At 62.1% G+C, this 25099-nt stretch carries 25 protein-coding genes and 1 tRNA gene; 16 read left to right on the forward strand and 10 right to left on the reverse strand.

The window, feature by feature from the left end; all coding sequences use genetic code 11:
- Positions 1–184: 184 nt before the first annotated feature.
- A complete protein-coding gene (locus ACO06O_RS07530) occupies positions 185–1033 on the forward strand; it encodes a hypothetical protein (RefSeq protein ID WP_421877888.1) in 849 nt (282 codons plus the stop codon).
- On the opposite strand, the gene ggt is transcribed toward ACO06O_RS07530, so the two are convergent.
- From ggt to ACO06O_RS07545, 3 genes are all read right to left on the reverse strand, one after another.
- Positions 1030–2967, reverse strand: coding sequence for a gamma-glutamyltransferase (ggt, locus tag ACO06O_RS07535; RefSeq protein WP_421877890.1), 1938 nt, complete (start codon positions 2965–2967; stop codon positions 1030–1032). The genes ACO06O_RS07530 and ggt overlap by 4 nt on opposite strands.
- Positions 2957–3253: a hypothetical protein gene (locus tag ACO06O_RS07540; RefSeq protein WP_421877892.1), complete on the reverse strand. Its 297-nt coding sequence runs from the start codon at positions 3251–3253 to the stop codon at positions 2957–2959. The genes ggt and ACO06O_RS07540 overlap by 11 nt, the downstream gene beginning before the upstream one ends.
- Before the next feature lie 86 nt (positions 3254–3339).
- Entirely contained in the window at positions 3340–4197 is an 858-nt protein-coding gene (locus ACO06O_RS07545) for an ATP-binding protein (protein ID WP_421877894.1), read from the reverse strand.
- A 205-nt stretch (positions 4198–4402) separates the two neighbouring features.
- Here ACO06O_RS07545 and yajC point away from each other — a divergent pair, with 205 nt between their 5' ends.
- Genes yajC through ACO06O_RS07565 form a run of 4 tightly spaced genes read left to right on the forward strand, consistent with a single transcriptional unit; the run spans position 4403 to position 7846 of the window.
- Positions 4403–4810: a preprotein translocase subunit YajC gene (gene yajC / locus ACO06O_RS07550; protein WP_421877896.1), complete on the forward strand. Its 408-nt coding sequence runs from the start codon at positions 4403–4405 to the stop codon at positions 4808–4810.
- A 50-nt stretch (positions 4811–4860) separates the two neighbouring features.
- The gene (gene secD, locus ACO06O_RS07555; RefSeq protein ID WP_421877898.1) at positions 4861–6474 is read left to right on the forward strand and encodes a protein translocase subunit SecD; all 1614 of its coding nucleotides are present in this window, start codon (positions 4861–4863) and stop codon (positions 6472–6474) included.
- 3 nt (positions 6475–6477) lie between these two features.
- A complete protein-coding gene (gene secF / locus ACO06O_RS07560) occupies positions 6478–7407 on the forward strand; it encodes a protein translocase subunit SecF (RefSeq protein WP_421877900.1) in 930 nt (309 codons plus the stop codon).
- A 34-nt stretch (positions 7408–7441) separates the two neighbouring features.
- Positions 7442–7846: an Mth938-like domain-containing protein gene (locus tag ACO06O_RS07565; protein WP_421877902.1), complete on the forward strand. Its 405-nt coding sequence runs from the start codon at positions 7442–7444 to the stop codon at positions 7844–7846.
- 127 nt (positions 7847–7973) lie between these two features.
- Here the strand turns inward: ACO06O_RS07565 and ACO06O_RS07570 are convergent, their stop codons facing one another.
- Positions 7974–9524: a PAS domain-containing sensor histidine kinase gene (locus tag ACO06O_RS07570; protein WP_421877904.1), complete on the reverse strand. Its 1551-nt coding sequence runs from the start codon at positions 9522–9524 to the stop codon at positions 7974–7976.
- A gap of 119 nt (positions 9525–9643) precedes the next feature.
- On the opposite strand from ACO06O_RS07570, the gene ACO06O_RS07575 reads away from it, so the two are divergent.
- Together ACO06O_RS07575 and ACO06O_RS07580 are read left to right on the forward strand one after the other, a co-directional pair.
- On the forward strand, positions 9644–10603 hold the full coding sequence (locus ACO06O_RS07575) for a squalene/phytoene synthase family protein (protein ID WP_421877906.1): 960 nt from the start codon (positions 9644–9646) through the stop codon (positions 10601–10603).
- Positions 10600–11463, forward strand: coding sequence for a phytoene/squalene synthase family protein (locus tag ACO06O_RS07580; protein ID WP_421877908.1), 864 nt, complete (start codon positions 10600–10602; stop codon positions 11461–11463). Before ACO06O_RS07575 ends, ACO06O_RS07580 begins: the two co-directional genes overlap by 4 nt.
- A gap of 3 nt (positions 11464–11466) precedes the next feature.
- Here the strand turns inward: ACO06O_RS07580 and trmFO are convergent, their stop codons facing one another.
- Together trmFO and ACO06O_RS07590 are read right to left on the reverse strand one after the other, a co-directional pair.
- Positions 11467–12852: a methylenetetrahydrofolate--tRNA-(uracil(54)-C(5))-methyltransferase (FADH(2)-oxidizing) TrmFO gene (trmFO, locus tag ACO06O_RS07585; RefSeq protein WP_421877910.1), complete on the reverse strand. Its 1386-nt coding sequence runs from the start codon at positions 12850–12852 to the stop codon at positions 11467–11469.
- 247 nt (positions 12853–13099) lie between these two features.
- A complete protein-coding gene (locus ACO06O_RS07590) occupies positions 13100–13762 on the reverse strand; it encodes a peroxiredoxin (RefSeq protein WP_420416977.1) in 663 nt (220 codons plus the stop codon).
- 157 nt (positions 13763–13919) lie between these two features.
- Here ACO06O_RS07590 and ACO06O_RS07595 point away from each other — a divergent pair, with 157 nt between their 5' ends.
- Together ACO06O_RS07595 and ACO06O_RS07600 are read left to right on the forward strand one after the other, a co-directional pair.
- Positions 13920–15023, forward strand: coding sequence for an acetoin utilization protein AcuC (locus tag ACO06O_RS07595; protein WP_421877912.1), 1104 nt, complete (start codon positions 13920–13922; stop codon positions 15021–15023).
- A 47-nt stretch (positions 15024–15070) separates the two neighbouring features.
- On the forward strand, positions 15071–15544 hold the full coding sequence (locus ACO06O_RS07600) for a DUF192 domain-containing protein (RefSeq protein WP_421877914.1): 474 nt from the start codon (positions 15071–15073) through the stop codon (positions 15542–15544).
- Between the two features lies 1 nt (position 15545).
- Here ACO06O_RS07600 and ACO06O_RS07605 read toward each other — a convergent pair whose 3' ends face one another.
- Positions 15546–16211 carry an O-methyltransferase gene (locus tag ACO06O_RS07605; RefSeq protein WP_421877916.1) on the reverse strand — a complete coding sequence of 222 codons (666 nt, stop codon included), beginning with the start codon at positions 16209–16211 and terminating at the stop codon, positions 15546–15548.
- Positions 16212–16351: 140 nt separating this feature from the next.
- Between ACO06O_RS07605 and ACO06O_RS07610 the strand changes: the two genes are divergently transcribed.
- From ACO06O_RS07610 to ACO06O_RS07635, 6 genes are all read left to right on the forward strand, one after another.
- Complete coding sequence (locus ACO06O_RS07610; RefSeq protein WP_421877918.1) at positions 16352–17026, forward strand: hypothetical protein; 675 nt, start codon at positions 16352–16354, stop codon at positions 17024–17026.
- Positions 17027–17180: 154 nt separating this feature from the next.
- Positions 17181–18680, forward strand: coding sequence for a cytochrome c oxidase accessory protein CcoG (gene ccoG / locus ACO06O_RS07615; protein ID WP_421877920.1), 1500 nt, complete (start codon positions 17181–17183; stop codon positions 18678–18680).
- Positions 18677–19219 (forward strand): FixH family protein, encoded by a 543-nt coding sequence (locus tag ACO06O_RS07620; protein ID WP_421877922.1) that lies wholly within the window; start codon positions 18677–18679, stop codon positions 19217–19219. The genes ccoG and ACO06O_RS07620 overlap by 4 nt, the downstream gene beginning before the upstream one ends.
- On the forward strand, positions 19216–21552 hold the full coding sequence (locus ACO06O_RS07625; RefSeq protein WP_421877924.1) for a heavy metal translocating P-type ATPase: 2337 nt from the start codon (positions 19216–19218) through the stop codon (positions 21550–21552). The genes ACO06O_RS07620 and ACO06O_RS07625 overlap by 4 nt, the downstream gene beginning before the upstream one ends.
- The gene (gene ccoS / locus ACO06O_RS07630; protein ID WP_420416969.1) at positions 21549–21716 is read left to right on the forward strand and encodes a cbb3-type cytochrome oxidase assembly protein CcoS; all 168 of its coding nucleotides are present in this window, start codon (positions 21549–21551) and stop codon (positions 21714–21716) included. The genes ACO06O_RS07625 and ccoS overlap by 4 nt, the downstream gene beginning before the upstream one ends.
- A gap of 53 nt (positions 21717–21769) precedes the next feature.
- Positions 21770–22141 carry a helix-turn-helix domain-containing protein gene (locus tag ACO06O_RS07635; protein WP_421877926.1) on the forward strand — a complete coding sequence of 124 codons (372 nt, stop codon included), beginning with the start codon at positions 21770–21772 and terminating at the stop codon, positions 22139–22141.
- A 28-nt stretch (positions 22142–22169) separates the two neighbouring features.
- Here the strand turns inward: ACO06O_RS07635 and ACO06O_RS07640 are convergent, their stop codons facing one another.
- Entirely contained in the window at positions 22170–22910 is a 741-nt protein-coding gene (locus ACO06O_RS07640; RefSeq protein WP_421877928.1) for a protein phosphatase CheZ, read from the reverse strand.
- 251 nt (positions 22911–23161) lie between these two features.
- Between ACO06O_RS07640 and ACO06O_RS07645 the strand changes: the two genes are divergently transcribed.
- Positions 23162–23236, forward strand: a tRNA-Asn gene (locus ACO06O_RS07645).
- Between the two features lie 64 nt (positions 23237–23300).
- On the opposite strand, the gene ACO06O_RS07650 is transcribed toward ACO06O_RS07645, so the two are convergent.
- The gene (locus tag ACO06O_RS07650) at positions 23301–23960 is read right to left on the reverse strand and encodes an FMN-dependent NADH-azoreductase (RefSeq protein WP_421877930.1); all 660 of its coding nucleotides are present in this window, start codon (positions 23958–23960) and stop codon (positions 23301–23303) included.
- A gap of 115 nt (positions 23961–24075) precedes the next feature.
- A complete protein-coding gene (gene gcvA, locus ACO06O_RS07655) occupies positions 24076–25014 on the reverse strand; it encodes a transcriptional regulator GcvA (RefSeq protein ID WP_421877932.1) in 939 nt (312 codons plus the stop codon).
- Between the last annotated feature and the right edge of the window lie 85 nt (positions 25015–25099).

The following is a 25099-nucleotide window of genomic DNA, read 5'->3' on the forward strand; positions in this document are numbered from 1 at the left end:
AATTCATCTGCGGGTCCAAATCTCGTCACCGGAGTCCGGCAAATAGCGCGCGGTAACCGGGAAGCACTGGACGCCGCTCGGGATCCCCACCGGCCCCGCCGAACCGTCTGTTCGCGGGGTCGGACCATTTTGGCCCCTGGCCTCGTGTTGGCGGCATGTTAGGTTGTTCCCGATAGGGGGCAAAATGACGACAACACCGACGCATTGGACCGATTTCGACAAGCTATACAATCTGCCGGATCCGAGGCCCTATTTTCGCGGGGTCGAGACCGGGGATTACCGCATGCCGGGCGTCATGGCATTGGCACTGCGCCGCCTGATCCCTGTGCTTGCGGCGGGCGGGGCCGGGCCGGTGAAGCTGATCGATTTCGCCGCCGGCTATGGTGCGGTCGGCCTGTGTCTGCGCACCGGCCAATCCATGGCTGGGCTTTATGACTACTTCCGGACCGACGCCTCCGCAATCGAAGATGCCGGCCGGTTTGCAGACATGCGTGCCAAGGGAGGCGGGGCGGCGGCGCACCAGATTGACGCGATCGATATCGCGGACAGGGCGCTGGATTATGCCAGGACCTGCGGGGCCATTGATGTCGCGCATACCGATAATCTGGTCATGGCGCCGCCAGGACCGGCACTAAGTGATGCCTTGAGATCGGCAGATCTGGTCTATGAATGCGGGGCGATCGGGGATCACGTTTCGACGGCCATGTCGGCCTTGCTGGCCGCCGCCGCACCGAACCGGCCTATCCTGCTTCTCAGTCCACGCCCGCGGGTCGATCTGGCGCCATTGCGGGCGGCGTTGGCAGAGCATGGCTATGCAATGAAGACCGCTGTTCCGGGCATTCGCTATCGCCGCGCGTTTTCGCCGAGCGAGATGCGCGAGGAATTGGCCGCCGGCGTTGGGAACGGATATGCGGCAGAGGAGTGTACGGTCGGGGATTATTTCCGGGTCGATTTACGTCTGGCGATCCCGGAGGAGAAAGATCCCGAACCTTTGCTGCAAGCCCTGTCCGGCCTGCCTCACGATAGGCTTTAGGAACCGTTCAGGAGGGTGTCGAAGACCTTTCCGAGGTCGCGCTCCAAGTTGCGTTCCCCGACCGCCATGCCTTCGCGCCGAGGGTCCGCGCCCCCTACCAGAACCCCACCGGAAAACTCGATACCGTGAAGGCCACTCGCCATGGCGCGGCGGGAAACGCTGTAACCTCGTTTCTCCAACAGGACCGCAGCGGCATCCAGATCGGGGCCCTCTTCCAACTCCATATCGCCATTTCGATTGAGAAAATGCGGGGTCTCGATGGCTTCCTGGATCGATAGTTCCCAATCCAATACGCCGACCAAGGTCTTGGCGACATAGCCGATAATCCGGCTGCCGCCAGGAGAGCCGATCGCCAGACGCGGCGCGCCACCGGGGCCGAAGACCAGGATCGGGGCCATGGAACTGCGCGGTCGCTTGTTGGGCTCATACCGGTTGGCGACAGGCTTTCCGTCCTTTTCAGGGCGCCAGGCGAAATCGGTCAGTTGATTGTTCAGCAAGAAGCCGCCGACCATGACGCGGGACCCAAATCCGTTTTCGATGGAACTGGTCATGGATGCGACGGAACCGTTGCGATCGACCGCCACCAAATGGGTGGTTGAGGGCAGTTCCGCGCTGTCGTCCGGGGACAGTCGTTGCAACAGGGCCCGGTCGCCGACGGGATCGCCCGGCGCCCGTTCCGTTTTGGGGCTGTTTCCGAAATCCATGGTTGCCGCGCGTTGAGACAGGTATGGCACAGCCAGCATCTCGGACAGCGGCACATCGACGAAATCGCTGTCCGCCAGGTACTGATTCCGGTCGGCGAAGGCCAGCCGCATCGCTTCGGCAAATGTCTGGATCCCGTCCGCCGAAACGCCGGCCTGTTGCCGAATGTCCCGGGGGGAGTATTCCAACAATCCCAAGATCTGCAGAACGGTCGATCCGCCCGAAGACGGGGGCGCCATGCCACAGACCCGATAGATACGGTAGTGAAGGCACAGATTCTCCCGGCGCATCGCCTTGTAGGTGGCCAGATCCTGCAGGCTCAACGCGCCCGGATTGCGTGCTGCGCCTTGGACGGCGGACACCATCGCTTCCGCGATCGGCCCTGAATAGAACGCGTCCGCGCCGCCCTCCGCGATCGCCCGAAAGGTTTGAGCCAATTCAGGATTGCGCCGTACCGTGCCGACCTCTAGGGCCTCCCGGCTCTCGGGGGCGAAAAAATAGGACGCCGCCGGTTCCATTTCCCCCAGAAGGGCGGATTCCTGAATCAATGCGTTCAGGCGTGGGCTGACCGGGAATCCGGATTCGGCAAGATCGATAGCGGGTTGAAACAATCCGCTCCAGGGTAGGGCGCCATGGTCCCGATGCGCCATTTCCAGCATTCGTAACAGGCCCGGGACGCCGACCGATGCGCCGCCGGTTAGCGCTTCGGAGAAGGATTTGAACCCGCCATCCGCATTGCGCAAATAGTCGTCAGTGCCTTGAGATGGAGCGGTTTCGCGCCCGTCATAGGAATAGAGGTCGTCCCGTTCCGCATCCCAATACAGCAGAAAGCCGCCCCCGCCGATGCCGGAACTCTGCGGTTCGACCAAGTTCAAAACCATCTGCGCGGCGATGATGGCGTCGGCGGCCGTGCCGCCATCCGCCAGAATCGCGGCGCCGACCTGGGCTGCGGCCGGATGGGCCGCGACCATCATGAAATCTTCCGCATAGACAGCGCTCTTCGACGTCTGTCCGCTGGACGCTTCCGGTGCGACCCCTTCGGCGGAGGCGGGGCTTCGGGCTGGGGAGGAGGGGATAGGCGAGATAGCCATGGGGCTGGTCGCGGTCCGGTCCGACGGATCGCCGAACAGCGCGGCCAGAACGACACCGCCCAATACGGTCACGCCGCCCACCGCCGCCACCCCTATGGCTGCGCGGAACAAGCTTGTGAAGGAACCGGTTTTACGCGTCATTCTGGTCCGGTGTTGCGAGGTCGCGCCCGATATCGGTCAGTTTGCAGACCAGCCAGTCGGGCTTCAGAGGATTGTTGAACCAGGGTTCCGCCCAACCCTGCTCGATACAGCTTCTTACGGTTCGGTCGCTGATCTGCTGCCCTTCATTATCGAATAGGGGCAGCTTGCCGCCGGGCTGCCGCAATCCGCGCCGCAGATAGGCCAACTGCACCTTGGTCGGCCTGGCACCACCGCGAATGGCTGTCGGCTTCACATCTTTCAGCGATATGACCTTGGGTTGCGTCATTGTTCCTGCCGTTGCTGCCCCCTCAACCGGTATCGTAAGGGAAGCCGCAGGAATTGGGCAAGTATGCAGGCGCGATGCGGCGGCAGTCAGAGCGCTACGCCCAACCGTCCTGCCAGATCCTGGATGAATTGCCAGGCGACCCGGCCGGAACGTGCGCCGCGCGTAACGGTCCATTCTACCGCCATCGGCCGCCATTCCTCTTCCGCGATGGGCAGGTCATAGGCCTCTACATAACCCCGGATCATGCTGAAATAGGTCTGCTGGTCGCAGGAATGAAAGCCCAGCCACAGGCCGAACCGGTCGGACAGGGACACTTTCTCCTCGACCGCCTCGGACGGGTTCACGGCCGTCGACCGCTCGTTTTCGATCATGTCCCGCGGCATCAGGTGGCGGCGGTTCGACGTGGCGTAGAACAGGACATTCTCGGGCCGGCCCTCGACACCGCCTTCGAGCACTGCCTTCAGGGATTTATAGGCCGCGTCCTGTCCGTCGAAAGACAGGTCGTCGCAGAAGAGAATGAAACGGCGGTCGCTGCCGCGCAGCAGGCTGAGAAGTTTCGGCAGGCTGGGTATGTCTTCACGGTGCAGTTCGATTAGGGCGAGGGCGCCCCCAACCTCCTTGTTCACCGCGGCATGGGCAGCCTTGACCAAAGAACTCTTCCCGGCACCGCGCGCGCCCCATAGCAAGGCGTTGTTTGCCGGGAGTTTCTTCGCGAAGCGCCTAGTGTTCTCCAGTATCTGATCCCGCTGCAGGTTAACCCCTTGCAGCAGGGCGATATCCACGCGGTTGACTTTGGCGACGGGATCCAGCCGTTCCGTCTCCGCATTCCAGACGAAGGCATCCGAATCCGCAGCCACCGCGAAGGGCGGTCTGGCCTCAGGCGCGATGCGGTCGAGCGCGTCGGCGATGCGTTTCAGGAGGTCCGTCGTTTCGCGGTCGGTCATGGGATGTATCCGGTTGTGTCGCCGTTGCAGGTTCGGGCGGGAAGGGCGGCGAGCCTATCGCCGTCCCCTTGTGCGGTCAATCGCGCGGAAAACCGGCGCTCGGGTCGTTTCGCGGCATTGCACTTTCGCCAACTGTCCGTATAGTCCCCGGCGACTTGCTTGCCGGGGCATCCCGGTGATTTCCTCGACGATTGGGAGCGTATTCATGTTCATTTCGACCGCTTATGCACAGGAACAGGCAGCGGGCGCCGCCGGTGATGGCCTTTTGGGTATGTTCCTGCCGCTCATCCTGATTTTTGCGATCTTCTATTTCCTGCTGATCCGTCCGCAGCAGAAGCGCCAGAAAGCGCATCAGGCGAAACTGGCGGCGGCTCGTCGTGGCGACAAGGTCGTTCTGGGCGCCGGCATATTGGGCACGGTGACGAAGGTTCAGGACGAGAACGAAATCCTCGTGAAGATCGCCGAGAATGTCGAGGTGAAGGTCCTGAAGCACACGCTGATGGACGTCGTCTCGAAAACCGAGCCCGCGAAGGATGCGCCGCCGCAACCGGCCAATGAATCCGGCGAAGAGAAGAAAAGCCTGATCGGAACGCTGTTCGGCAAGAAGAAGTAATCCCGGTTCCCCGAACCGGTATTCCATTCACAGACTGACGGACCTTCCGCATGTTGCAGTTCCCCGCCTGGAAAAAGGCCCTGATCGCCATTCTGTCCCTGTTGGGCATCCTCTATGCCGCGCCGAACGCGACCGGCCCGTGGCAGTTCGACGGATACCCGACCTGGGCGCCCGGTAAACCGATGAGCCTGGGCCTGGATTTGAAGGGCGGCGCCCATATCCTGGTCGAGGTCGAGACGGAATCGGTCGTTTGGGAGAGCATGGAATCCACGGAGGAATCCTTGCGGATCGGCTTCCGTGAAGCCCGTATCCGGACGACCAATTTCACGCAGAACCAGCAAGGCCTGGCGATCACCTTCGGTCTGCGCGATGCGGCGGATCTCGATGCCGCGCGTCAGGTGATTTCGGAGAACGCGCCGACATACGAACTGTCGCTTGTCGGCGACAAGCAATTCCGACTGACCTTGCCGGAATCCGAAGTTCAGGCGATCAATCAGCGTACGATGTCGCAGTCTCTCGAGGTCGTGACGCGGCGTGTCAACGCGTTGGGCCTGACCGAGCCGACGATCCAGCGGCAGGGTCAGGACCGGATTCTGATCCAGGTCCCGGGTCTGTCCGATACGGAGCAGTTGAAGGCCATTCTGAACGCCCAGGCGAAGCTGAGCTTCCATCTGGCCGACTTCGAACGGATGCCGTCGGCGGTGCAGTCCGGCCGCCCGCCGCCCGGCTACATCCTGGTGCCATCGCAGCAGAAGGCGGCCGATGGCAGCCCGGCACAGATGTACCTGGTGACCAAGCAATCCTATGTTTCCGGAGAGAACCTGGACAATGCCCAGGCGACTTTCCAGGACGGCCAGCCCGTCGTGTCTTTCACCTTCGACGCATCGGGCGGTCAGCGGTTCGGCCGCGTGACGCAGGAGAATGTCGGTGGGTTCCTGGCCATCGTCCTCGATGACGAAGTGATCAGTGCCCCGCAGATCCGCACCGCAATCCTGGGCGGCAGTGGCGTCATTACCGGAAACTTTACCCTGCAGGGGGCGCAGGATCTGTCACTGCTGCTGCGGGCGGGGGCGCTGCCGGCCAAGATGGATCCGGTCGAGGAACGCACCGTCGGTCCGGGCCTGGGTCAGGATTCAATTGACGCCGGCAGTTTGGCAGCGATTGTCGGTTTGGTCCTGGTGATCGTCTATATGACGGCCAGCTACGGTCGGTTCGGGGTCTATGCCAATATCGCGCTGGTCCTCAACCTCGTCCTCATCATCGGTATACTGTCGGCCTTGGGCGCGACGCTGACCCTGCCGGGTATCGCAGGGATCGTCCTGACGGTTGGCATGGCGGTCGACGCCAATGTGCTGATCTTCGAGCGTATCCGCGAAGAGGCCGGGCTGGGCCGGACTGTGATGAATGCGGTCGAAGCCGGTTACAAGCGGGCCCTCACAACCATCATCGACGCCAACCTGACGACGCTGATCGCGGCGGTCCTGCTGTTCGCGTTTGGCGCCGGGCCGATCCGAGGCTTTGCCATCACGCTGGCCATCGGTCTCGTCACCTCCATGTTCACCGCGATCATGGTAACCCGGTTCTTCGTTGTTCATTACGTACGTGTCAAACGCCCGTCGGCTCTGCCGATCGCGCCGCGTATCGTCAAGGCCGAGGAGGCCTGAGCCATGTTGCTACGACTGCTTCCCGAAGATGTGAACGTCAACTTCATGGCCGGCCGCAAGATCGCCTTCGCGTTCTCGCTGCTGCTGGTTGTCGGTTCCATCGCGCTTTTTGGCTCACGTGGCCTGAATCTGGGCATCGACTTCCTGGGCGGCACGATGATCGAGGTCAAGACGGAGCAGGGCCAGGGTGTTGAGGAGTTCCGCGCGGTCATGTCGGATCTAGGCCTTGGCGATGTCCAGATCCAAGAGTTCGGCGCGGCCGACGATTTGCTGATCCGCATCCAGCGTCAGCCCGGCGACGATGTCGCACAACAGGCTGCATTGGCCACCGCGAAACAGGCTATCGACGGAATGGTGGTCGAGTATCGCCGCGTCGAAGTTGTCGGTCCGACCGTCGGCAGCGAGCTGCAGGAAGCGGCGATCTACGCCATCTGTTTCGCGCTGGGGGCGATCCTGATCTATATCTGGTTCCGCTTCGAATGGCAGTTCAGCGTGTGCGCGATTGTCGCGCTGATCCATGACGTGATCACCACGGTCGGATTGTTTGCGCTGTTGCAGTTGGAATTCAATCTGGCAACCGTTGCGGCGGTCCTGACCATCGCGGGCTATTCGATCAACGATACCGTCGTCGTCTTCGACCGGGTGCGCGAGAATATTCGCAAGTACAAGACCATGCCCTTCGCGGGCCTGACCAATCTGGCAATCAATCAGACGCTGTCGCGAACCCTGATGACCTCAGTGACGACATTGGTTGCCCTGGTGGCCCTGTCGATCTTCGGCGGCGAGGTGATCCGCGACTTCTCGATCGCGCTGATCTGGGGCGTGGTGATCGGCACCTATTCGTCGATCCTGGTGGCGGTGCCGATGCTGCTGACGCTGGAGCCGCATCGCGGCGAAGAAGCCGGGTCGGGCGACGCAGAACAGACGGCCTGATCCGACTCCCTCAATTCCGTAAGGAGACGAGGCGATGGATATTACGCCCGCTGTCCCTGACAGCCGCATGATGATCGATTCCTATGGTCCGGGCCGGTTTCAGGTCCGTGGCAAGGCCCATACCGGGTCGTTGATCGTGATGCCGGGTGCGGTTCTGGAATGGCCGGTGTCTTCGGTATCGGACCTGACGCTGGAGTCCCTTACCGCTATCCGCGACGCCTCGCCGCCACTGGACATTCTTCTGCTCGGCACAGGCGAGAAGATGGCACTGGTGCCTTCGGCGCTGCGCAAGGAAATCCGGGCTGCCGGAATCTCCATGGATATCATGGATACCGGCGCAGCCTGCCGGACGTTCAACGTCTTGATGGTCGAAGGCCGCCGCGCCGCCGCTGCGCTGATCGCACTCGAGAGCGATATTCGTTCAGATGGAACCGCCTGAGGTCGGTTTGGCGGGCCGTCTGCTTCGTCGCGTCGGCTGGACGATGCCCCGCATCGCCACGCGCTCCGCTCCTAACCAGGAAACCGATGACGGCGTCCCAGGCCGTTCCATCTGAACGCGTACCGCTCTAGCCCTCGAACGTTTCCGCGATGTCCGGTAGCTTGACCGTGACCGTCGTCCCGACATCGACCGTGCTTTCCAGGTCAATCGTGCCGCCATGCTGGTGGACCAGTTCGCGGGCGAGGGGAAGTCCAAGACCGGTACCGTCCTTCGCCTTGCCGATGGCATAACGCGACTGTTCGAAGGGGACGAATACGCGGGCCAGATCCGGTTCGGGAATGCCGACGCCGGTGTCGCGCACCTGAAGGATGATCCAGGGTCTTTCGCGACGCGCGATGATTTCGACCGAGCCGCCGGGATCTGTGTATTTCAGAGAATTGGAAACCAGATTCAGAAGGATCTGCCGAACCCGGCGCGCGTCGCCGATCAGCGGCGGCAAATCCTTCGCGACCTGCGTGGTAATGGCCAGCGCGGCCTTGGTCGCCCTGGGCGCCATGATGGCGACCGTATCCTGAATGATCTCGGCCAGGTCCATCGGTGCGCGGGCGATGTTCAGCTTTCCGGCGTCCAGTTTGGCGATGTCCAGAATGTCGTCGATCAACTGAAGCAGCATCACCGCACTCTTCCGAACATCACCAAGATAGTCGAAATAGGTGGGCGAGCCGATCGGCCCATGCGGCTCCATCTGGATCAGCTCCGTGAAGCCGATGATGCTGTTCAGCGGGGTGCGAAGTTCGTGGCTCATATTTGCCAGGAAGCGTGATTTCGCCCGGTTGGCCGCCTCGGCGGCGTCTTTGGTCTTATGTAGTTCCAGCTCGGCGGCCTTGCGGTCGGTGATTTCCTGCACCGTGCCCTCATAGAACAACGGCTGTCCGTCCTCGTCCCTAACCAGATGCGCATTTTCCGAGATCCAGATGCGTTCTCGAGTCTTGTGGCGGTAGACTTCGGACTCGAAGTCCTTGACCGATCCGAACTCATCCATTTGGCGGCTGAATTCGGCACGACGGCTTGGGTCCACATACCATTCCGTTGCGATGTCCTGAACGGCGCGAAGTAGGTCTTCCTCGCTGTCATAGCCATTAAGTCGATAGAGCGCCGGGTTTGATCGCAACTGCTTGCCGTCCAAGGACGAGCGATAGATGCCCTCGGTCGCGCGTTCGAAGATGCGTTGGTAATCCGCTTCGGTCTCAGACAGTTTCGCCTGGGTTTCCAGCAACTCCGTCACATCGGTCATTGACCCGACATAGCCGATCAGGTCGCCTTGCGCATCGCGCAGCTCAGACGCGTTCTCGCTGACCCAGAACAGCGACCCGTCGCGGCGTACGGCGCGACTGATGAACGCCCGGACTGTGCCGGTCTTGGCAATTCGTCTCTGGAACCGGTCGCGGTCCATCGGGTCGTGATAGAAACTGTCGGCTGTGCGGCCTTCCGTCAGCAATTGGACAGCCGAATCATAGCCCAGCATTTGAACCAGGGACAAATTGACGAAGCGGTAATGGCCGTCCAGGGAGGTTTCAAACAATCCGACACCCGCCAGATCGATCATATGCCGCAGGTTGCGATAGGCGGGGGGATCGCGCGAAACGGTGGTTTCGTCCTTGGATTTTCCCTCACTCATGAACGCTCATTCCCCCGGCACGGCCCCCCAGCCGTTCTGCCTCCGTTTACGAAGGCCGCATAGTAGTAACTGCAATCCGGAACCTTGCCAATTGTAAGCTTATCGCGTTCATTGCGGCGATGAAACGCGCGCCCGACCAGACCATCGATCCCTCGCAGCTCGCCGCGCGCATCACGCGGGAAAGCGCCTCCAACCTGTGGTTCGTGGGCCAGGCGCTCGACGCCCGGAAGCGGCGGTTGTTCGAAGCCTCCTATGCCAGCATGCGGGTGATTGACGATTTCGTGGACGACGATTTCCTGTCGTTGAACGAGGCGGATCGGGAAACCCGGCGGTCGACTGCTTTGACCTATGTCGAAACTTGGCGCGATGCCGCCATGGACGCACTTGCCGGATGCGCGCCGCGCGTCGGATTGAACGAGCGCGACCATGCCGTCCTGGAAGCGCTGCGGCTGTCGGCGCGTGGCAGTGATGTTCCGCCAGATCCGTGGCAGCGCCTGGCAGAGGCGATGGCCTTCGACGTAAGAGAAGGGCCCCTGGAAACATGGGCGGATTTTGATCGGTACTGCGAAGGTGCCACCGTCGCGCCCGCGACCGTGTTTCTGTACGTATTGCAGGCACAGCGGTCAGGCGATGAGGGCCTGTGTGCGGCCCGTTCCGCGAAAAGCCTGGCGACACAGGCGCGGGACATGGCGAATTTCTGTTATCTGGTCCATATCATGCGGGATTTCGCCAAGGATGCAGCGCGGGGCGGGCAGTTGATCACGATCCCAAGGGTATGCTTCGAGACCCATGGAATCGACCGGGAAACCGTGACGGTGGATTCCGGTCGCACCCTGGAGCTCTTGAAGGACCTGTCCGAGAGGGCCGATCGCCGCCGGATTGCCGCTCGCGCCATGGCGGATGGTCTGATCCCGGCCCTGGGATCGATAGAAGGCCGCATTCTGAATGCGTTACTGACCATCTATGAACGGATGCATGACAGTTTGAAAGTCGATCCGTCGCCGTCGCGGGACCGGGCTTCGCTGACCGAAAATCTGCGGGCTACCTTGGCCTGTCAGTTGGGATTGGCGCTGCCGTGACCCTGTCGTTCAACGAGGACGATCTGGAATACTGCGCCGGTCTGGTGCGGGAAGGCGATCCGGATCGTTTCGCCGCCGCCATGCTGGCCCCGATGCCGCAGCGCGCCTATTTGATCAGCATCTATGCGTTCAACTTGGAAATCTCGAAACTGCGGGAAACGGTTCGCGAGGCGATGCTGGGTGAGATCCGGCTGCAATGGTGGCGCGACGCGGTCGCCGAATGCGTGGCGGGGACGCCGCGGCGTCATCAGGTCGTTCACCCGTTGGCGGTGACACTTCAGGCCGCCGGTTTGCCACAGGCGCTTCTTCTGGAGGCTATCGATATCCGCTCCGCGGATCTAGACGATCTGCCGCCGGCCAACGAGACCGCCTTGCAGCGCTATGTGGAGGCAAGCGGCGGCGCGATCGGGGAGATTGCGCTGCGCTGCGTATTGCCTGCCGGCGATGGACCGAAGGATTGGGCGGCGGGTAGGGCGGCCGGGCGTGCCTGGGCCTGGATCGGTCTTGCCCGTGGATTGCATCCGCATCGGATCTTGGGCCGGCGGACCGTGCCGACATCGATCCTCAAAGCCTCGCCCGAACTTGATTTGGCTATCGAGCGGGCCGAGATGTCGCCCGCGGTGCGCGACTGGGTCCGCTGGTTGGTCGATCAAGCAAAGCAGGACCTGGCCATCGTGCGGGAAGCCGCCAAAGACCGCGGAGCCCGACCGGTACTGGCGCAGGCCCGACTCGCGTCGATCTATGCCGGCAGATTGGAGCGGGGTGGTTTTGATCCGTTTCAGCCGGAAAGAAATACGATGGGACAGGCCCGGCGGGCCCTGGCCCTTGCCGGGGTCTCGATGCTGGGGCGCGTCGTCTGACGCCTATTCGGCGGCCCGCAAATCGTCCACAGGACCGACCCAGCCCGCCAGATCTTCCAAGGCACGGGCGGATATCGCAGCCTTGCGATCCCGGCCGCGTTTCCGGGTTTTCTTTTTGTCGTCGCCCGGCAGGGGCGGGAACAGGCCGAAATTGACATTCATCGGCTGAAAGGTCTCCGCTTCGGCCCCGCCGGTGATATGGGCCAGAAGCGCCCCCAGTGCCGTTGTCTCCGGCGGGCGGGCGGGAGTGGCCCCCAATTTTTCTTCCGCTGCAAAGCGCCCGGCCAACAGACCGATAGCGGCCGATTCCACGTAGCCTTCGACGCCGGTGACCTGGCCTGCGAAGCGGACATTCGGGCGTGCTTTCAGACGCAGGACCTGGTCCAGGAGGCGCGGACTGTTCAGAAACGTATTGCGGTGAATGCCGCCCAGCCGCGCGAACTCCGCCTTCTCAAGGCCCGGGATCATCCGGAAGATCTCGGTCTGGGCGCCGTATTTCAGCTTCGTTTGAAAGCCGACGATGTTGTAGAGCGTGCCGAGTTTGTTGTCCTGGCGCAGCTGGACGACGGCGTGGGGCCGGCTTTCGGTGCGCGGATCGGTCAGTCCGACCGGCTTCATCGGGCCGAAGCGCAGCGTTTCCCGGCCACGTTCCGCCATGACCTCGATGGGCAGGCATCCCTCGAAATAGGGCGTGTCCTTCTCCCATTCCTTGAAGACGGTTTTCTCACCCGCGATCAGGGCGTCGATGAAGGCTTCGTATTCCGCCTCGGTCATCGGGCAATTGATATAGTCCTTGCCGTCGCCGCCATCGGTCGATTTGTCGTACCGGGACTGAAACCAGGCCTTGTCGAAATCGATGCTGTCGCGGTGAACGATCGGGGCGATGGCGTCGAAGAAGGCCAGTTGCGCCTCGTCCGTCGTTTCCAGAATGGACTGGGTCAGCGTGGCGGAAGTGAGCGGCCCCGTCGCGGCAATAACGCTGTCCCATTCCTCGGGCGCGGGCAGGGCGGTCACCTCGCCGCGTTGAATGGTGACGTTCGGGTGGTTCTCAAGCGCTTCCGTTACCAAGCGCGAAAACTCGTCGCGATCGACCGCCAGGGCGCCGCCGGCGGGAACCTTCGCCCGATCGCCCATGGTCAGGATAAGAGATCCCGCGCGCCGCATTTCCTCATGCAGCAGGCCGACGGCGTTTCCGGCCGGATCGTCGGACCGGAAGGAATTGGAACAGACCAGCTCCGCGAAGCCGTCCGTATGATGCGCGTCGGTCTTTTGGACGGGCCGCATTTCGCACAAGGTCACCGCGATGCCGCGTTGCGCGACCTGCCAGGCGGCTTCGCTGCCGGCAAGTCCGCCGCCGATAACCAGAACCTTCGCGTCTTTGTTGCTCATAGCTCTCATTCCGTCCGATAAGCGTGGGGGTACGTTCTAGTGGGGTAGGCGTTAAAATGGAAGCGCCTGAGACGCGGTCCAGGGAGCCGAAGACGGCACCGACGGCCCGCCATGCCGATCTCAGGCGCTTCCATTTTAACGCCTACCCCTCTAGTCTCTCGGCCCGTGGCGTTCAACCCGAGCCTGAAAGAGAACGCCCGGCCGGATGGACCGGCCGGGCGCTTTCGGATCGCATCTTGGCAGCGCGTTACTGCGTCGGATCCGTCACATAGCGCAGATAGGGTTTCAGCTTCCGGAAGCCTTGCGGGTACTTCTTTTCGGCATCGGCGTCCGACACGGCAGGAACGATGATGACCTCGTCGCCCTTCTTCCAGTTAACCGGCGTCGCCACCTGGTGTTCCGCCGTCAACTGCATCGAATCCACGACACGCAGGATTTCGTCGAAGTTCCGGCCCGTCGTCATCGGATAGACCAGGATCAGGCGCACGGTCTTGTCCGGACCCAGCACGAAGACGTTGCGGACAGTCTTGTTGTCCATGGCCGTCCGGCCGTCCGACGTGCCTTCGGTCGCGACCGGCAGCATGTTGTAGAGCTTGGAGACGTTCAGATCGGTATCGCCGATCATCGGATAGTTCGGGCGGAAACCCTGGGTTTCCTCGATATCGTCGGCCCATTTCGAGTGTTGATCCACCGGGTCGACGGACAGACCGATGATTTTCACGTTCCGCTTGGCGAATTCCGGCTCAAGCCGCGCCATATAGCCGAGTTCCGTCGTGCAGACCGGCGTGAAATCTTTCGGGTGCGAGAACAGGATGCACCAGGAATCGCCGATCCATTCGTGGAAGTCGATTTCGCCCTGGGTGGTGTTGGCGCGGAAGTTCGGCGCCAGCGAGCCGATAGTCAGTGTCATTGGATTTACCCCTCAGTTTCGTTGCGCCGGCTCGAGAGCGATGTCCCGAGATAGCCGTCTTATTGACCCTCACGATACCCTAGTTAACGACGAGGGCATCAAATGCAAGTAGTCAGATACCGTTGACCACCCCGCCCGGCGCGATAGCTTCAGGGCCATGGAAACGGCACCCCGGCTGATCGCATCCGAAATATATCGCAAATCGCGTTACGGCGCGAAGCATCCGCTATCGATACCGCGCGTTTCGGTCGCACTCGACCTGATCCGCACCCTGGGTTGGCTGGACGAGAGCCGCTATATCGACGGGCCTGTTGCCACTTCCCAGCAGCTTATCCGCTTCCATCTGCCGGACTATGTCGATGCCCTGATGCGTGCGGAGCGAGACGGGTTGAGCGAGGCGGAACGCGACCGCTGGAACATCGGCCGGAATGGGAATCCGATCTATCCGGAAGTGTTCCGGCGGCCGGCCACCGCGGCGGGCTCGTCAATCCTGGCGGCGGAGTTGGTCGCGGCGGGCGGGACGGTCTATAGCCCCGCGGGCGGCACCCATCACGGTCGGCAGGACAGGGCGAGCGGCTTCTGTTTCCTGAACGATCCGGTCCTGGGCATTCTGAAGCTGCTCGATCTGGGTATCGAACCGGTCGCCTATGTCGATTTGGACGCGCATCACGGCGATGGGGTCGAGGCCGCGTTCCAGAATGATCCGCGGGTGACCACGATCTCCGTCCATGAGGCGAACCGCTGGCCCAGAACCGGGAAAGCCGATCACGGGCTAGGTCCGGCCGTTCTGAACCTGCCTGTCCCGGCAGGGTTCAACGACGATGAGTTCCTGTTCGTCCTGGAATCCGCAATCCTGCCGACGGTGGCGTCTGTCGGCCCGGCGGCCATTGTTATCCAGGGCGGTGTCGACGGGCTGGCCGACGACCCCATGTCGAAACTTGGCTTGTCGAACACGGTCTACTGGCATGCGGTCGGGCAACTTTTGGCTCTAGCCCCGCGTCGTATCGTTCTGGGCGGCGGCGGATACAATCCTTATGCCGTGGCCCGGGCCTGGGCCGGTATCTGGGCGGTCATCGACGGGCACGATGTGCCGGACAGGCTCCCGCCGGAGGCGTCAGCAGTCCTTACCGCAATCGACTGGCGGCACAGTCTGGCGCGGTCGGCGCCCGAGCGTTGGTTCGCTACATTGGCGGATCCGCCAAATGCCGGTCCGATCCGCGACGAGGTTCGGGACGTTGTTCGCCGGGCAATGCGCCGCTGAGCCGAGCGGCCTTTATTCGGACACGCTTTCGGGCTATGGGCATGGTCATGACGATACGAACGATCCTCCTGGCGCTTATCGCCCTAGTTGGCCTCAATGGTCCGGTTCAGGCGCAAACCGTGCCGAATTTGAACTTTGAAACCAGCGAACTCACCGTCGTGACGGCCGCGGGCGCAGCACATGTCTTCACCGTCGAAGTCGCCGCGACCCCGGAGCAGCGAGCCCAGGGCCTGATGTACCGAACGGCTTTGGACCGGGACAAGGGCATGCTGTTCGATTACGGCCGCGAACGCCGGGTCAGCATGTGGATGAAAAATACGCTGATCCCGCTGGACATGCTGTTCATTCGCGCCGACGGCACGATCGCCAACATCCGGGAACGCACGATCCCGCATTCGCTGGAAGCGATTGGGTCGAAGGGACGGGTTCTGGGCGTTCTGGAACTGGCCGGCGGCACTGTTGACCGTCTGGGCCTCGCTCCGGGCGATAAGGTCCGTCACGCCATTTTCGAAGGCAACTGATCTAGCGTTTCCGGCACAGCGTCAGGCCATCGCCGATCGGCAGCAGCGACAGATCAATCCGTCGGTCCTCTTTCAATTTTGCGTTCAGCGCCCGGATCGCCTCGGTATCCGCGGATTTGTTGGAAGGGTCTGCCACCGAACCGCCCCAAAGGACATTGTCTATGGCGATCAGGCCGCCTGGCCGGACCAGCGTCAGACAGGCTTCGTAATAGCCGTCGTAGTTCCCTTTATCGGCGTCGATGAAAGCCATGTCGACCTTGTCCACTCCTTCTTCCGACACCAACGCGTCCAAGGTTTCCGAGGCGGGGGCCAGCCTGAGCTCGATCTTGCCCGCAACGCCCGCCTGGTCCCAATAACGTTGCGCGATGGCGGTCCATTCTTCACTGACATCGCAACAGGTTATGCGCCCATCCGCCGGAAGCGCCAAGGCGACGGCAAGCGAACTGTAACCGGTGAATGTACCAACTTCGACGATACGTTTCGCGCCGATCAGCGACGCCAGAAAGGCCAGAAGTTGCCCCTGTTCCGGGGACACCTGCATGCCTGCGGGGCCGCCCAGTGCGGCGGTCTCCTCCCTCAGGCGCGCCTGGATCGGCGTTTCGCGCAACGAATTCGAAATCAAGTAGTCATAGAGGGTCGAATCGAGATTTAAGGTCTTTCGGGACATTGTCGGCCTTTCGGTTGTCTCACGGCTGGCTGTTCAAGGGGCCTATGTTGTGTTCAAGAGCTGGCGAATGCGCTAGCGGCTGTGGGCAAATCGGCATACGGTTCCGTCAACTAGGTATGCGACATAGGACGGTAGGGAAGATGCGACACGGGAAAGCGGTTCTGGCATTGGCAATGGCCGGTGGGCTGGCCGTGGCGGGGTGCGGGTTCAAGATCAACCCCAAGGAACCCGAATACATTCCAAAGATCGGCGGCAATACCTTCGATCTTCACAACGATTTGGCGGTGACCCTGCCGGTCGCGGAAAGAATCAACATCTCCTATGAATTTGTCGAAGCCTGGGAGAAGGGGTTCGAGACCGAAGCCCCCGGCATCTATGACGGGACATTGTGGTGGTACGAGGAGCGGACCGCCGCCGATCCGGAGCAGTTCGTCGGTATACATTTGTTGACCCGTGCCGAGGAATACAAGGAAGCAACCGGCCAGCTGGTGAAACTGTCGCGTACAAACTATACCGCGCAGACCTATTGCCTGGATCTGACCAAGGGCGAAATTCCGCCGGAACTGCTGCCGATCGTGCAGAGCCTCTTCGATCTTGGCCATGAGCTTTCCACCGACATCTATCTCCGGCGCTATGTCTTGCGGGACGAGCGCGAAGATCGTGGGCGCACCGATGTGATTTATGCGCGCGATATCGTTCGCCTTGGCTACACCTGTGAAGGCATCGGCGATTTGGCCTCCCCCAGTCCCGGAAGCGAAGAGATCGTCAACAAGCTGCAGTCCGATGCGCAGGCTTCATTCGAAGTCATGACCTGATGCAGCCGGCGGCCGCCTAACCGGTGGCCGCCAAACTGGCTGTTGCTGCGTGTTGATCCAGCGCAATGCCGCTTGTTCCCAAAGGCGTTAAGACACCATCGGGCGCCGCCATCGGCGCCCCAATGGTGGTTTTTATGCGATGGGAACACAGTTCATGGCGGGTACAGCCGACGATCTGATCGTGCGGAATCCAGGACCGGTCGCCCCCGATCCGGATCCGGAGACTCAGCCGCTCTATGCAGCGCGGCGGAAGGTCCATCCGAAGACGGTCGCAGGATATTTTCGGAAGCTGAAATGGGCGGCGCTGATTGTCCTATTGGCAATCTACTACATCGCGCCGTGGCTGCGGTGGGATCGGGGACCGGGCGCGCCGGACCAGGCCTTCCTGATCGATATGCCCAATCGCCGCGCCTATTTCCTGTGGGTCGAGATCTGGCCGCAAGAAATCTACTACATCGCCGGCTTGCTGATCCTGGGGGCGGTCGGCCTCTTCTTCGCAACGGCGCTACTGGGGCGGGTCTGGTGCGGGTTTGCCTGCCCGCAAACGGTTTGGACCGATCTGTTCATGTTGGTCGAGCGCTGGATCGAAGGCGATCGCGGTGCGCGCATTCGCCTCGACAAGGCGCGCTTCTCCCTCGGGAAGCTGTGGAAACGGTCGGCGAAACATCTGTCCTGGCTTGTCATATCATTGCTGACCGGCGGCGCCTGGGTGATGTATTTCAACGACGCGCCGACCTTCGTATCCGATGTCGCCGCGTTTAACCTGACCGGAAACCAACTGTTCTTCATTGGGCTGTTCACCCTGACGACCTATCTGCTGGCGGGATACTCGCGCGAGCAGGTCTGCACCTATATGTGCCCGTGGCCGCGCTTCCAGGCGTCGATGCTGGACGAGGACACGCTGATCGTCAGCTACGAGCCTTGGCGGGGCGAGCCGCGCGGCAAGCCGGCCAAGGACGGCAATTACGAAGGCCGCGGCCACTGCATCGATTGCGGGCAATGCGTCGCTGTTTGCCCGACCGGCATCGACATCCGGGACGGCAATCAGTTGGAATGCATCGGCTGCGCCCTTTGCATCGACGCCTGCAACAATGTCATGGATCGGATCGGGCTGCCGCGTGACCTGATCACCTATGACTCGGTCAATCGGCAAAACGCCCGGGCCCGGGGACTGCCCGCCAAGCGACGGTTTGTGCGACCGCGCACAATCATCTATGCCGGGATGATCGCGCTGGTTGGCGGCATTTTCCTGTTCGCGCTGCTGACCCGGTCGCATCTGGATGTCAGCGTCATACCGGACCGGAACCCGATCTATGTAACCCTGAAGGACGGGTCGATCCGCAATGGCTTCACCCTGCGTGTTCTCAACAAGACCCTGCGTCAGCGCACCTTCGTTCTCACCGCCCATGGCCTGTCGGAATTCCAACTGTCCCTTCAAGGACGGGATCAGGAGGATCAGGCGACCTTGCTGTCGGTTGCCCCGGACAGTGTGCGGACGGTAAAGGCCTTCATCACGGTTCCCCCCACGGTCCTTGAGGGCGAGACGATGGATTTCAGCTTTGTCCTGATCGAAAACGTGGCCGACGAAGACTCCATCCTCAGCCATCCCGTTCAATCCGAATTCGACACCCGCTTCAGAGGACCCAGCCAATGAGTGCCGACATGATCGACATTGCCAATGTTTCCGGGGCTCCTGCCAAGAAAAGCCGCATCCCGCTCTTGTTTTTCGCCTTCTTCGCGGTCGTGCTGACGGCGAACGGAATCATGATCTGGATCGCCTTGAGCAGCTGGACGGGGCTTGAAACCAAGAATCATTACCTGAAGGGCGTCGACTACAATCAGACGCTCCAGGACGTCCGGACTCAGGAAGCCTTGGGCTGGACCGTGCAATCCAACATCGCCCCCGTTGTCGCTCCCGATGGCCCGCCAGGCCGGTTTGACGTGGTACTGGTCCTGACGGATCGTGCGGATAGCGCAATCTCCGGGGCGCAAGTGGAGGTTAGGCTGGAACGGCCGACCCATCACGGCATCGATGTCCGGGCCACCCTGACAGAAACCGCACCTGGCCGCTATGCCGCGCAGGTCGATGTCCCGGTGGCCGGGCAGTGGAACCTGCGCCGGTTGGTTTGGTCGGGCGGCGGGACCCACCAGACCGTGGAACGCGTATTCCTGCCGCTTGAGGTGTTTGAATGACGCAGCTATTCGCGGGGGATTGTTGCGTACCGGTTCTGACCCAACCCAGCGCGGATGGCGAGGCGGCGGTCAGGGACCGGCTGGGGGCTTTGGATCCTTACATCCATTCCGTTGGGGCGGATGCCGCCGAAATCCACTTGATGGTGGAGGGCATGAGCTGCGGCGGCTGCATTTCGACGATCGAACGGACGCTGATGGCGATCGGGGGAGTTTCAGCGGCCCGGGTAAACCTGTCCAGCAGCCGTTTGCGGGTGGTCTTCGATCCCGTCGCGGTGACGCCGGAACATCTGATTGCGGCCTTGGATTCGCAGGGCTACCGCGCCGTTCCCTATGACCCGGTGGCGTTGCATGCCGGGCGCGATATGGAGGAACGGCGATTGCTGCGCGCCATGGCGGTGGCCGGGTTCGCGGCGGCGAATGTCATGTTGCTGTCGGTTTCGGTCTGGGCCGGAAACGTCCAGGATATGGGGCCCGCAACCCGGACCTTGCTGCATTGGATTTCGGCGCTGCTGACGGTGCCGGCGGTGTTCTACGCCGGGCGCCCCTTTTTCGACAGCGCGCTGGCCGCGATACGGTCGGGGCGGACGAATATGGATGTGCCGATCTCTCTGGCCGTAGTCCTGGCGACGGGGATGAGCCTCCTTCAGACCCTGAGCGGTGCCGAGCACGCCTATTTCGACTCCGCGATCTCGCTCTTGTTCTTCCTGCTGATCGGCCGCTATCTCGACCGGCGGGCACGGGGTAAGGCGCGGTCGGCCGCCGAACAGTTGGCCGGTCTGAACGCCGTCGCCGTAACGGTCGTGTCTTCCGATGGATGCCTGCATGCCTGCGCACCGGCCTCGGTCGAGGCGGGAATGACCGTGCTGGTCACCGCCGGCGAGCGCATTCCCGTGGACGGTGTCGTGGCGCAGGGCAGATCGGACATCGACACTCAGTTGATCACCGGAGAAACCTTACCTGAGGCGGTGGGCGAGGGGGATGCGGTCTTTGCGGGCGCGGTCAATCTCGCGGCCCCGCTGAAACTGACGGTAACGGCGGCGGGCGAGGGGACGCTTCTGGCCGAGATTACCCGTCTGATGGATGCCGCCGAACAGCGCCGGGCGCGCTATGTCGGATTGGCGGATGCCGTGTCGCGCTGGTATGCGCCGGTCGTTCATGCGATGGCCTTGGCGGCATTCTGCGGTTGGTTTCTGCTTGCCGGTGCGGGATGGCAGGACAGTCTCATGATCGCAATTGCGGTCCTGATTGTGACGTGCCCCTGTGCCCTGGGCCTTGCCGTGCCTGTCGTACAGGTCATTGCCTGCGCACGTCTGATGCGGGGGGGCGTCCTGCTGAAGAACGGGTCTGCTCTGGAACGGCTGGCGCGAGTCGATACGATCGTGTTCGACAAGACCGGCACACTGACCTTGGGGCGCCCCGAATTGAGGGGTGTCGCCGCTATCGATACCGAGACCCTGAGGGCGGCGGCGTCGATCGCGGCCACCAGTGCCCATCCCCTGGCCAAGGCGCTGGTCGCCGCGGCGGGGGAGAAGATCGTGGCCGTCGATAATGTGACCGAGGTTCCGGGCGCCGGCCTGATCTGGCAGGGCAGGGACGGCGAACATCGGCTCGGCAGCCGTGAGTTCCTGGGGGTGCCGGAGTCGGCGGCCGGGGAACCGGAAACCGGTGGTCCCGAAATCTGGTATGGCCGCCCCGGCTGGAATCCCGTCCGCTTTCTGTTCGACGACGCCCCCCGCCCCGATGCGGCAAGGGTAATCGGTGCCTTCAAAAAGGCGGGGCTGGACGTGCGACTGTTATCCGGGGACCGCGAGCCGGTCGTGGAGGCGATGGCGCACCGGCTGGGGATTGACGAATGGGCGGGTCGTGTCACGCCGAATGACAAGCTGCGCTATTTGGAAGACTTGCGCGCTGCGGGCCGGCATCCCGCCATGGTCGGCGACGGATTGAACGATGCGCCCGCACTGGCGGCGGCTCTGGTTTCGCTGTCCCCATCCAGCGGCGCGGATATCAGCCGGAACGCCGCCGATATCGTCTTTCAGAGCAACCGCTTGGGCGGGGTATGGGAATCGCATCTGGTGGCAATCCGATCCGAAGCCTTGGTCCGTCAGAACTTCGCCATGGCCTTCCTCTACAATTTGATCACCGTGCCGCTGGCGGTTTGCGGGTTCGTGACCCCGCTGATCGCCGCGATTGCCATGTCCTCGTCATCCTTGGTGGTTATCCTGAACGCGCTGAGGTTGGGGTGGACTGGGTCCGGCCGCTCCGTTAGGGTGCCCAGCGTCAAATCCGGCATCGCCACAACGGACGGCGAAACGGGGAAGGGTATAAAATGACGGGATTGCTCTATTTGATCCCCATCGCCCTTTTCCTCGGTGTCTGCGGTCTCGGGGCGTTTCTATGGGCGATGCGGTCCGGTCAATTCGACGATTTGGATGGTGCCGCGCACCGCATCCTGTTCGACGACGATCCGGCGGATGCGTCGGAAGACCGGCGTTGAGAATGGGTCCGCATTAGGCGGATCGCATCGACAAAAAAAATCGAGAGGTAACTATGAGCAGCGCGCAGCCGGCTTCGGCCGGAAACGACATGGACACGGGCATTGGCCAAAGAATTCGGCAGGCCCGCGAAACCTTGGAATGGTCCGAAGAGGATCTCGCGCATCGGCTGGGCGTCACTCCGGAAACCGTCGTCGAATGGGAACAATCCGACCGTGATCCGCGATCCAACCGGATCGTGACCTTGGCGGGTGTCCTGGGCGTCAGCGCCCATTGGCTTTTGGATGGCAGTGCCGATTTCGCGCCGCCCGCGAATGGGGGCGACCCAGCGGTGGCCGCGCGGGCTCAACTGGAATCGATCCGGCTCAAGGTCCATGAACTGACGCTGCTGATGGACGATCTGGAAGCGCAGCTGGACGCGCTGTAATCCCGCGCGGCCAACGAACCTTAATCGCTTAGTCGAACAAGGCGTCGATATCGGCCTGGGAAATGCCCTGATTTTCCAATTGCGGACCGTTCAGCAGATCCTCGTCCTCGTCGAAGCTCTCACGGTTGGGCAGGGGCAGGTCTTCGAACGCCTGAACACCCCAGATGTCGATCATGGCGATGACGCGTTGTTCGATGAAGCGGACGGTTTCCACGACCTTCGTGATGCGCTGACCGGTAATGTCCTGGAAGTTGCTGGCTTCCAGCACACGGACAACCTGGGCGACGATCCGTTCCGTCGCGTGGACCACATCTTGATCGTCATGGCATAGACCGGCCAGGTTGGCGGCCTCGACTTCGATCTGCTCCGCAGCCTCTAGAATGTCGTGGGTGGCCAGTTCGGTCGACCGAACGATGGCGTCCAGCTCATTTGATGCCGCCAGCAGGCGGTCGTCTTCCGCCATCGGATGCTTGATCGCGGCGATCTCCGCCTTCGCCTTGGCGATGGATTTGACCAACTGCGCGATTTCGACCTGAACCGCCTTGATATCGTCCCGTTCGTGGCCGCCGATTGGATCGGAGGCCTGCTTCGGCAGGACGTCCTTCAGTAAACCGCGCATTTCGCTCATCTCGGCGCGCAGAGCGGCGATCTCCTCAGCCAGCGCGCCGGGCTCTACGTCGGGCAGCGCGCCGTTTGCGGCAACGGAAACGGCTGCAGATCGACCGCGCCGTTCTACGGAGAAAGGCTTTCTCGATGACGGATGGGGCATAAAAGATCTCTTGTCAGGGCTCGATTAAAACACGGGTTTTGGGACCGTTCCAGCATGCCTGAAGACGCCCCCGTCGTCTCGCGGTACTATAGTCCCAATTCGTTAACGAAGCCTAACCGCCGTTGGAAAAATTTCTGTCCCTTCGTGGCGTTTTCCCGTCTTGGCAAGGCCGGGAACGATTGCTATAAGCCCGTCTCGCAACGGGGCGGTGACGAAATTGTGACGCCGACAACCCCCGTTGAACAGACTGATCCGCGGTAGCTCAATGGTAGAGCAATCGGCTGTTAACCGATCGGCTGTAGGTTCGAATCCTACCCGCGGAGCCATCATAAAAAAGTCGCCACGCTCGTTTGAGGTGGCGACTTTTTGTTGTGTCCGGTTCGGATACGGTCAGGCGGCGAGGCTTAACTGCGATGTGATCGTTCGGACCGTCGGGTCGATGGCCGCCAGGGCGTCGTCGACGGATTGCTTGTGACGCTGATCGCCGAATTCCTGATACTCGATCGCCACGTGGTGGGTTTGGGCGATACCCAGATAGTGCTGGATTGCCCGGATATGGGTGTCGAGATGGTTCATGGATTCGCGGGCGCCGCCCGGTTCGAATCCGAACTCGCCGGCGGACGTCAGAAGCGCCAGGTGCTTGCCCGAGAGGATCGGCCTCAGAGGGAAGTCACCCCGCTCCAAATCAAAGGAGAAAGTCCGTCCGATTCGGATCACGTGATCGACCCAGGCTTTCAGTGCCGTCGGCATGCCGTAATTATGCATGGGCGTACCGATCACGACGACATCCGCGCGTTCCAATTCCGAGATCAATGTGTCCGACAGACCCAGGATATCGTGCTGCGCTGGGGTCCTTGCCTCCGGTGCGGTGAAGGCGGCGGCGATCCAGGCTTCCGTCAGTGCCGGGGGCGGCTGCAGGCCGATATCGCGCCGAATGACTTGATCGTCGGGATGAATGCGCTGCCAGGAATCGATGAAGGAGGCGGAAAGCGTCCGGGTTAAGGATCTTTCGGCCCGGGGACTGGCGTCGATATGCAAAAGCGTCGTCATCGCGTGGCTCCTTGTTTGGTTGGCCACGGGAATGTCGGGCTGGCTACGCGCAACGACAAACGAGGATAGGGCATGCCATGGATGAAGTGATTTCATCCCTATCGGGGCATTGCGATCAGGCGATGCCGTCCAGCATGGCGCCGACAGGGCCGTCGCGAAAGTCATCCGCCTCTGCCAACAACCAATCCCGGAACGCAGCGAATTTCGGCAGATCCGCGTTCTGCGGCGCACAGGTGAAATAGCAGCTCTTGCTGGGCAGGCTCTGCGGATGGGCGACGGCAAGGCGGCCCGATTCGATCTCCCGCGCTGCAGCCAGGAGACCGACCAGCGCGACGCCATGCCCGTCAATCGCCGCCTGGATACACATATGTTCGTCCCCGAAGACCGCGGCATTGGCTGGTGCGGGACGGGCGGGATCGACCGAGTCCCACCAAGGTACCCAACCCGGGTCGCCCGGCTTGTAACCTTGCCATTCGTATTGGATCAAGGGCAGGCGCCTTAACTCATCGGCAGTCAGGGTCTGTCCCATTTCGGTCAGTCGGGTGGGTGAGCAGACCGGAATGGCGGCATCGGTCAGAACCCAGGCCGCGAACAGGTCGCCGACCTCACCCCGGCCGTATCGGATCGCGACATCAATGCCATGGCGGGCGAAATCCAGGACATCGTCCGTCGCGACCAGACGAACCGCAATGTCCGGATATTGACTGGAAAAGCGATGGAGTCTCGGGGCGAGCCAATTGGTCGCGAAGGACATGGTTGCGGTGACGACCAACTCCCCCCGGGCGGAGGCGTCCTCCAGGGCGGTGCCTGCCTGACGAAATGACTGGAAAGCCTGTCGTATCCAGGGGGCATAGGCGGCGCCCTCCGGTGTCAGCCGAAGCGCCCTTGGCAGGCGGTGAAACAGCTTTCGCCCCAGGTGATCTTCCAGAGTCCGGATCCGGTGACTGACGGCGGTCGGCGTGATGTTCAGTTCCTCTGCCGCCCGCTGAAAGCTGAGATGGCGGGCGGCGGCGTCGAAGGCTTCGAGGCTCTTGAGAGGCGGATATCCGGCCATGGCAGTTCCCGTCGCGGAAAGAGGGCGCAGGACCGATAGCATCGCATAGGTGGGACGGTCCAGTCAGCCGGGTGATGAATATTAA

This window comes from Pacificispira sp., from assembly GCF_965228185.1.
In the GTDB taxonomy this organism is placed as follows: domain Bacteria; phylum Pseudomonadota; class Alphaproteobacteria; order UBA8366; family Aestuariispiraceae; genus Pacificispira.

Excerpts from the sequence above, each read along its gene's own strand:
- ACO06O_RS07530 (WP_421877888.1), top strand. The coding sequence starts at position 185 with ATGACGACAACACCGACGCATTGGACCGATTTCGACAAGCTATACAAT.
- ggt (WP_421877890.1), bottom strand. The coding sequence starts at position 2,967 with ATGACGCGTAAAACCGGTTCCTTCACAAGCTTGTTCCGCGCAGCCATA.
- ACO06O_RS07540 (WP_421877892.1), bottom strand. The coding sequence starts at position 3,253 with ATGACGCAACCCAAGGTCATATCGCTGAAAGATGTGAAGCCGACAGCC.
- ACO06O_RS07545 (WP_421877894.1), bottom strand. The coding sequence starts at position 4,197 with ATGACCGACCGCGAAACGACGGACCTCCTGAAACGCATCGCCGACGCG.
- yajC (WP_421877896.1), top strand. The coding sequence starts at position 4,403 with ATGTTCATTTCGACCGCTTATGCACAGGAACAGGCAGCGGGCGCCGCC.
- secD (WP_421877898.1), top strand. The coding sequence starts at position 4,861 with ATGTTGCAGTTCCCCGCCTGGAAAAAGGCCCTGATCGCCATTCTGTCC.
- secF (WP_421877900.1), top strand. The coding sequence starts at position 6,478 with ATGTTGCTACGACTGCTTCCCGAAGATGTGAACGTCAACTTCATGGCC.
- ACO06O_RS07565 (WP_421877902.1), top strand. The coding sequence starts at position 7,442 with ATGGATATTACGCCCGCTGTCCCTGACAGCCGCATGATGATCGATTCC.
- ACO06O_RS07570 (WP_421877904.1), bottom strand. The coding sequence starts at position 9,524 with ATGAGTGAGGGAAAATCCAAGGACGAAACCACCGTTTCGCGCGATCCC.
- ACO06O_RS07575 (WP_421877906.1), top strand. The coding sequence starts at position 9,644 with ATGAAACGCGCGCCCGACCAGACCATCGATCCCTCGCAGCTCGCCGCG.
- trmFO (WP_421877910.1), bottom strand. The coding sequence starts at position 12,852 with ATGAGCAACAAAGACGCGAAGGTTCTGGTTATCGGCGGCGGACTTGCC.
- ACO06O_RS07590 (WP_420416977.1), bottom strand. The coding sequence starts at position 13,762 with ATGACACTGACTATCGGCTCGCTGGCGCCGAACTTCCGCGCCAACACC.
- ACO06O_RS07595 (WP_421877912.1), top strand. The coding sequence starts at position 13,920 with ATGGAAACGGCACCCCGGCTGATCGCATCCGAAATATATCGCAAATCG.
- ACO06O_RS07600 (WP_421877914.1), top strand. The coding sequence starts at position 15,071 with ATGACGATACGAACGATCCTCCTGGCGCTTATCGCCCTAGTTGGCCTC.
- ACO06O_RS07605 (WP_421877916.1), bottom strand. The coding sequence starts at position 16,211 with ATGTCCCGAAAGACCTTAAATCTCGATTCGACCCTCTATGACTACTTG.
- ACO06O_RS07610 (WP_421877918.1), top strand. The coding sequence starts at position 16,352 with ATGCGACACGGGAAAGCGGTTCTGGCATTGGCAATGGCCGGTGGGCTG.
- ccoG (WP_421877920.1), top strand. The coding sequence starts at position 17,181 with ATGGCGGGTACAGCCGACGATCTGATCGTGCGGAATCCAGGACCGGTC.
- ACO06O_RS07620 (WP_421877922.1), top strand. The coding sequence starts at position 18,677 with ATGAGTGCCGACATGATCGACATTGCCAATGTTTCCGGGGCTCCTGCC.
- ACO06O_RS07625 (WP_421877924.1), top strand. The coding sequence starts at position 19,216 with ATGACGCAGCTATTCGCGGGGGATTGTTGCGTACCGGTTCTGACCCAA.
- ccoS (WP_420416969.1), top strand. The coding sequence starts at position 21,549 with ATGACGGGATTGCTCTATTTGATCCCCATCGCCCTTTTCCTCGGTGTC.
- ACO06O_RS07635 (WP_421877926.1), top strand. The coding sequence starts at position 21,770 with ATGAGCAGCGCGCAGCCGGCTTCGGCCGGAAACGACATGGACACGGGC.
- ACO06O_RS07640 (WP_421877928.1), bottom strand. The coding sequence starts at position 22,910 with ATGCCCCATCCGTCATCGAGAAAGCCTTTCTCCGTAGAACGGCGCGGT.
- ACO06O_RS07650 (WP_421877930.1), bottom strand. The coding sequence starts at position 23,960 with ATGACGACGCTTTTGCATATCGACGCCAGTCCCCGGGCCGAAAGATCC.
- gcvA (WP_421877932.1), bottom strand. The coding sequence starts at position 25,014 with ATGGCCGGATATCCGCCTCTCAAGAGCCTCGAAGCCTTCGACGCCGCC.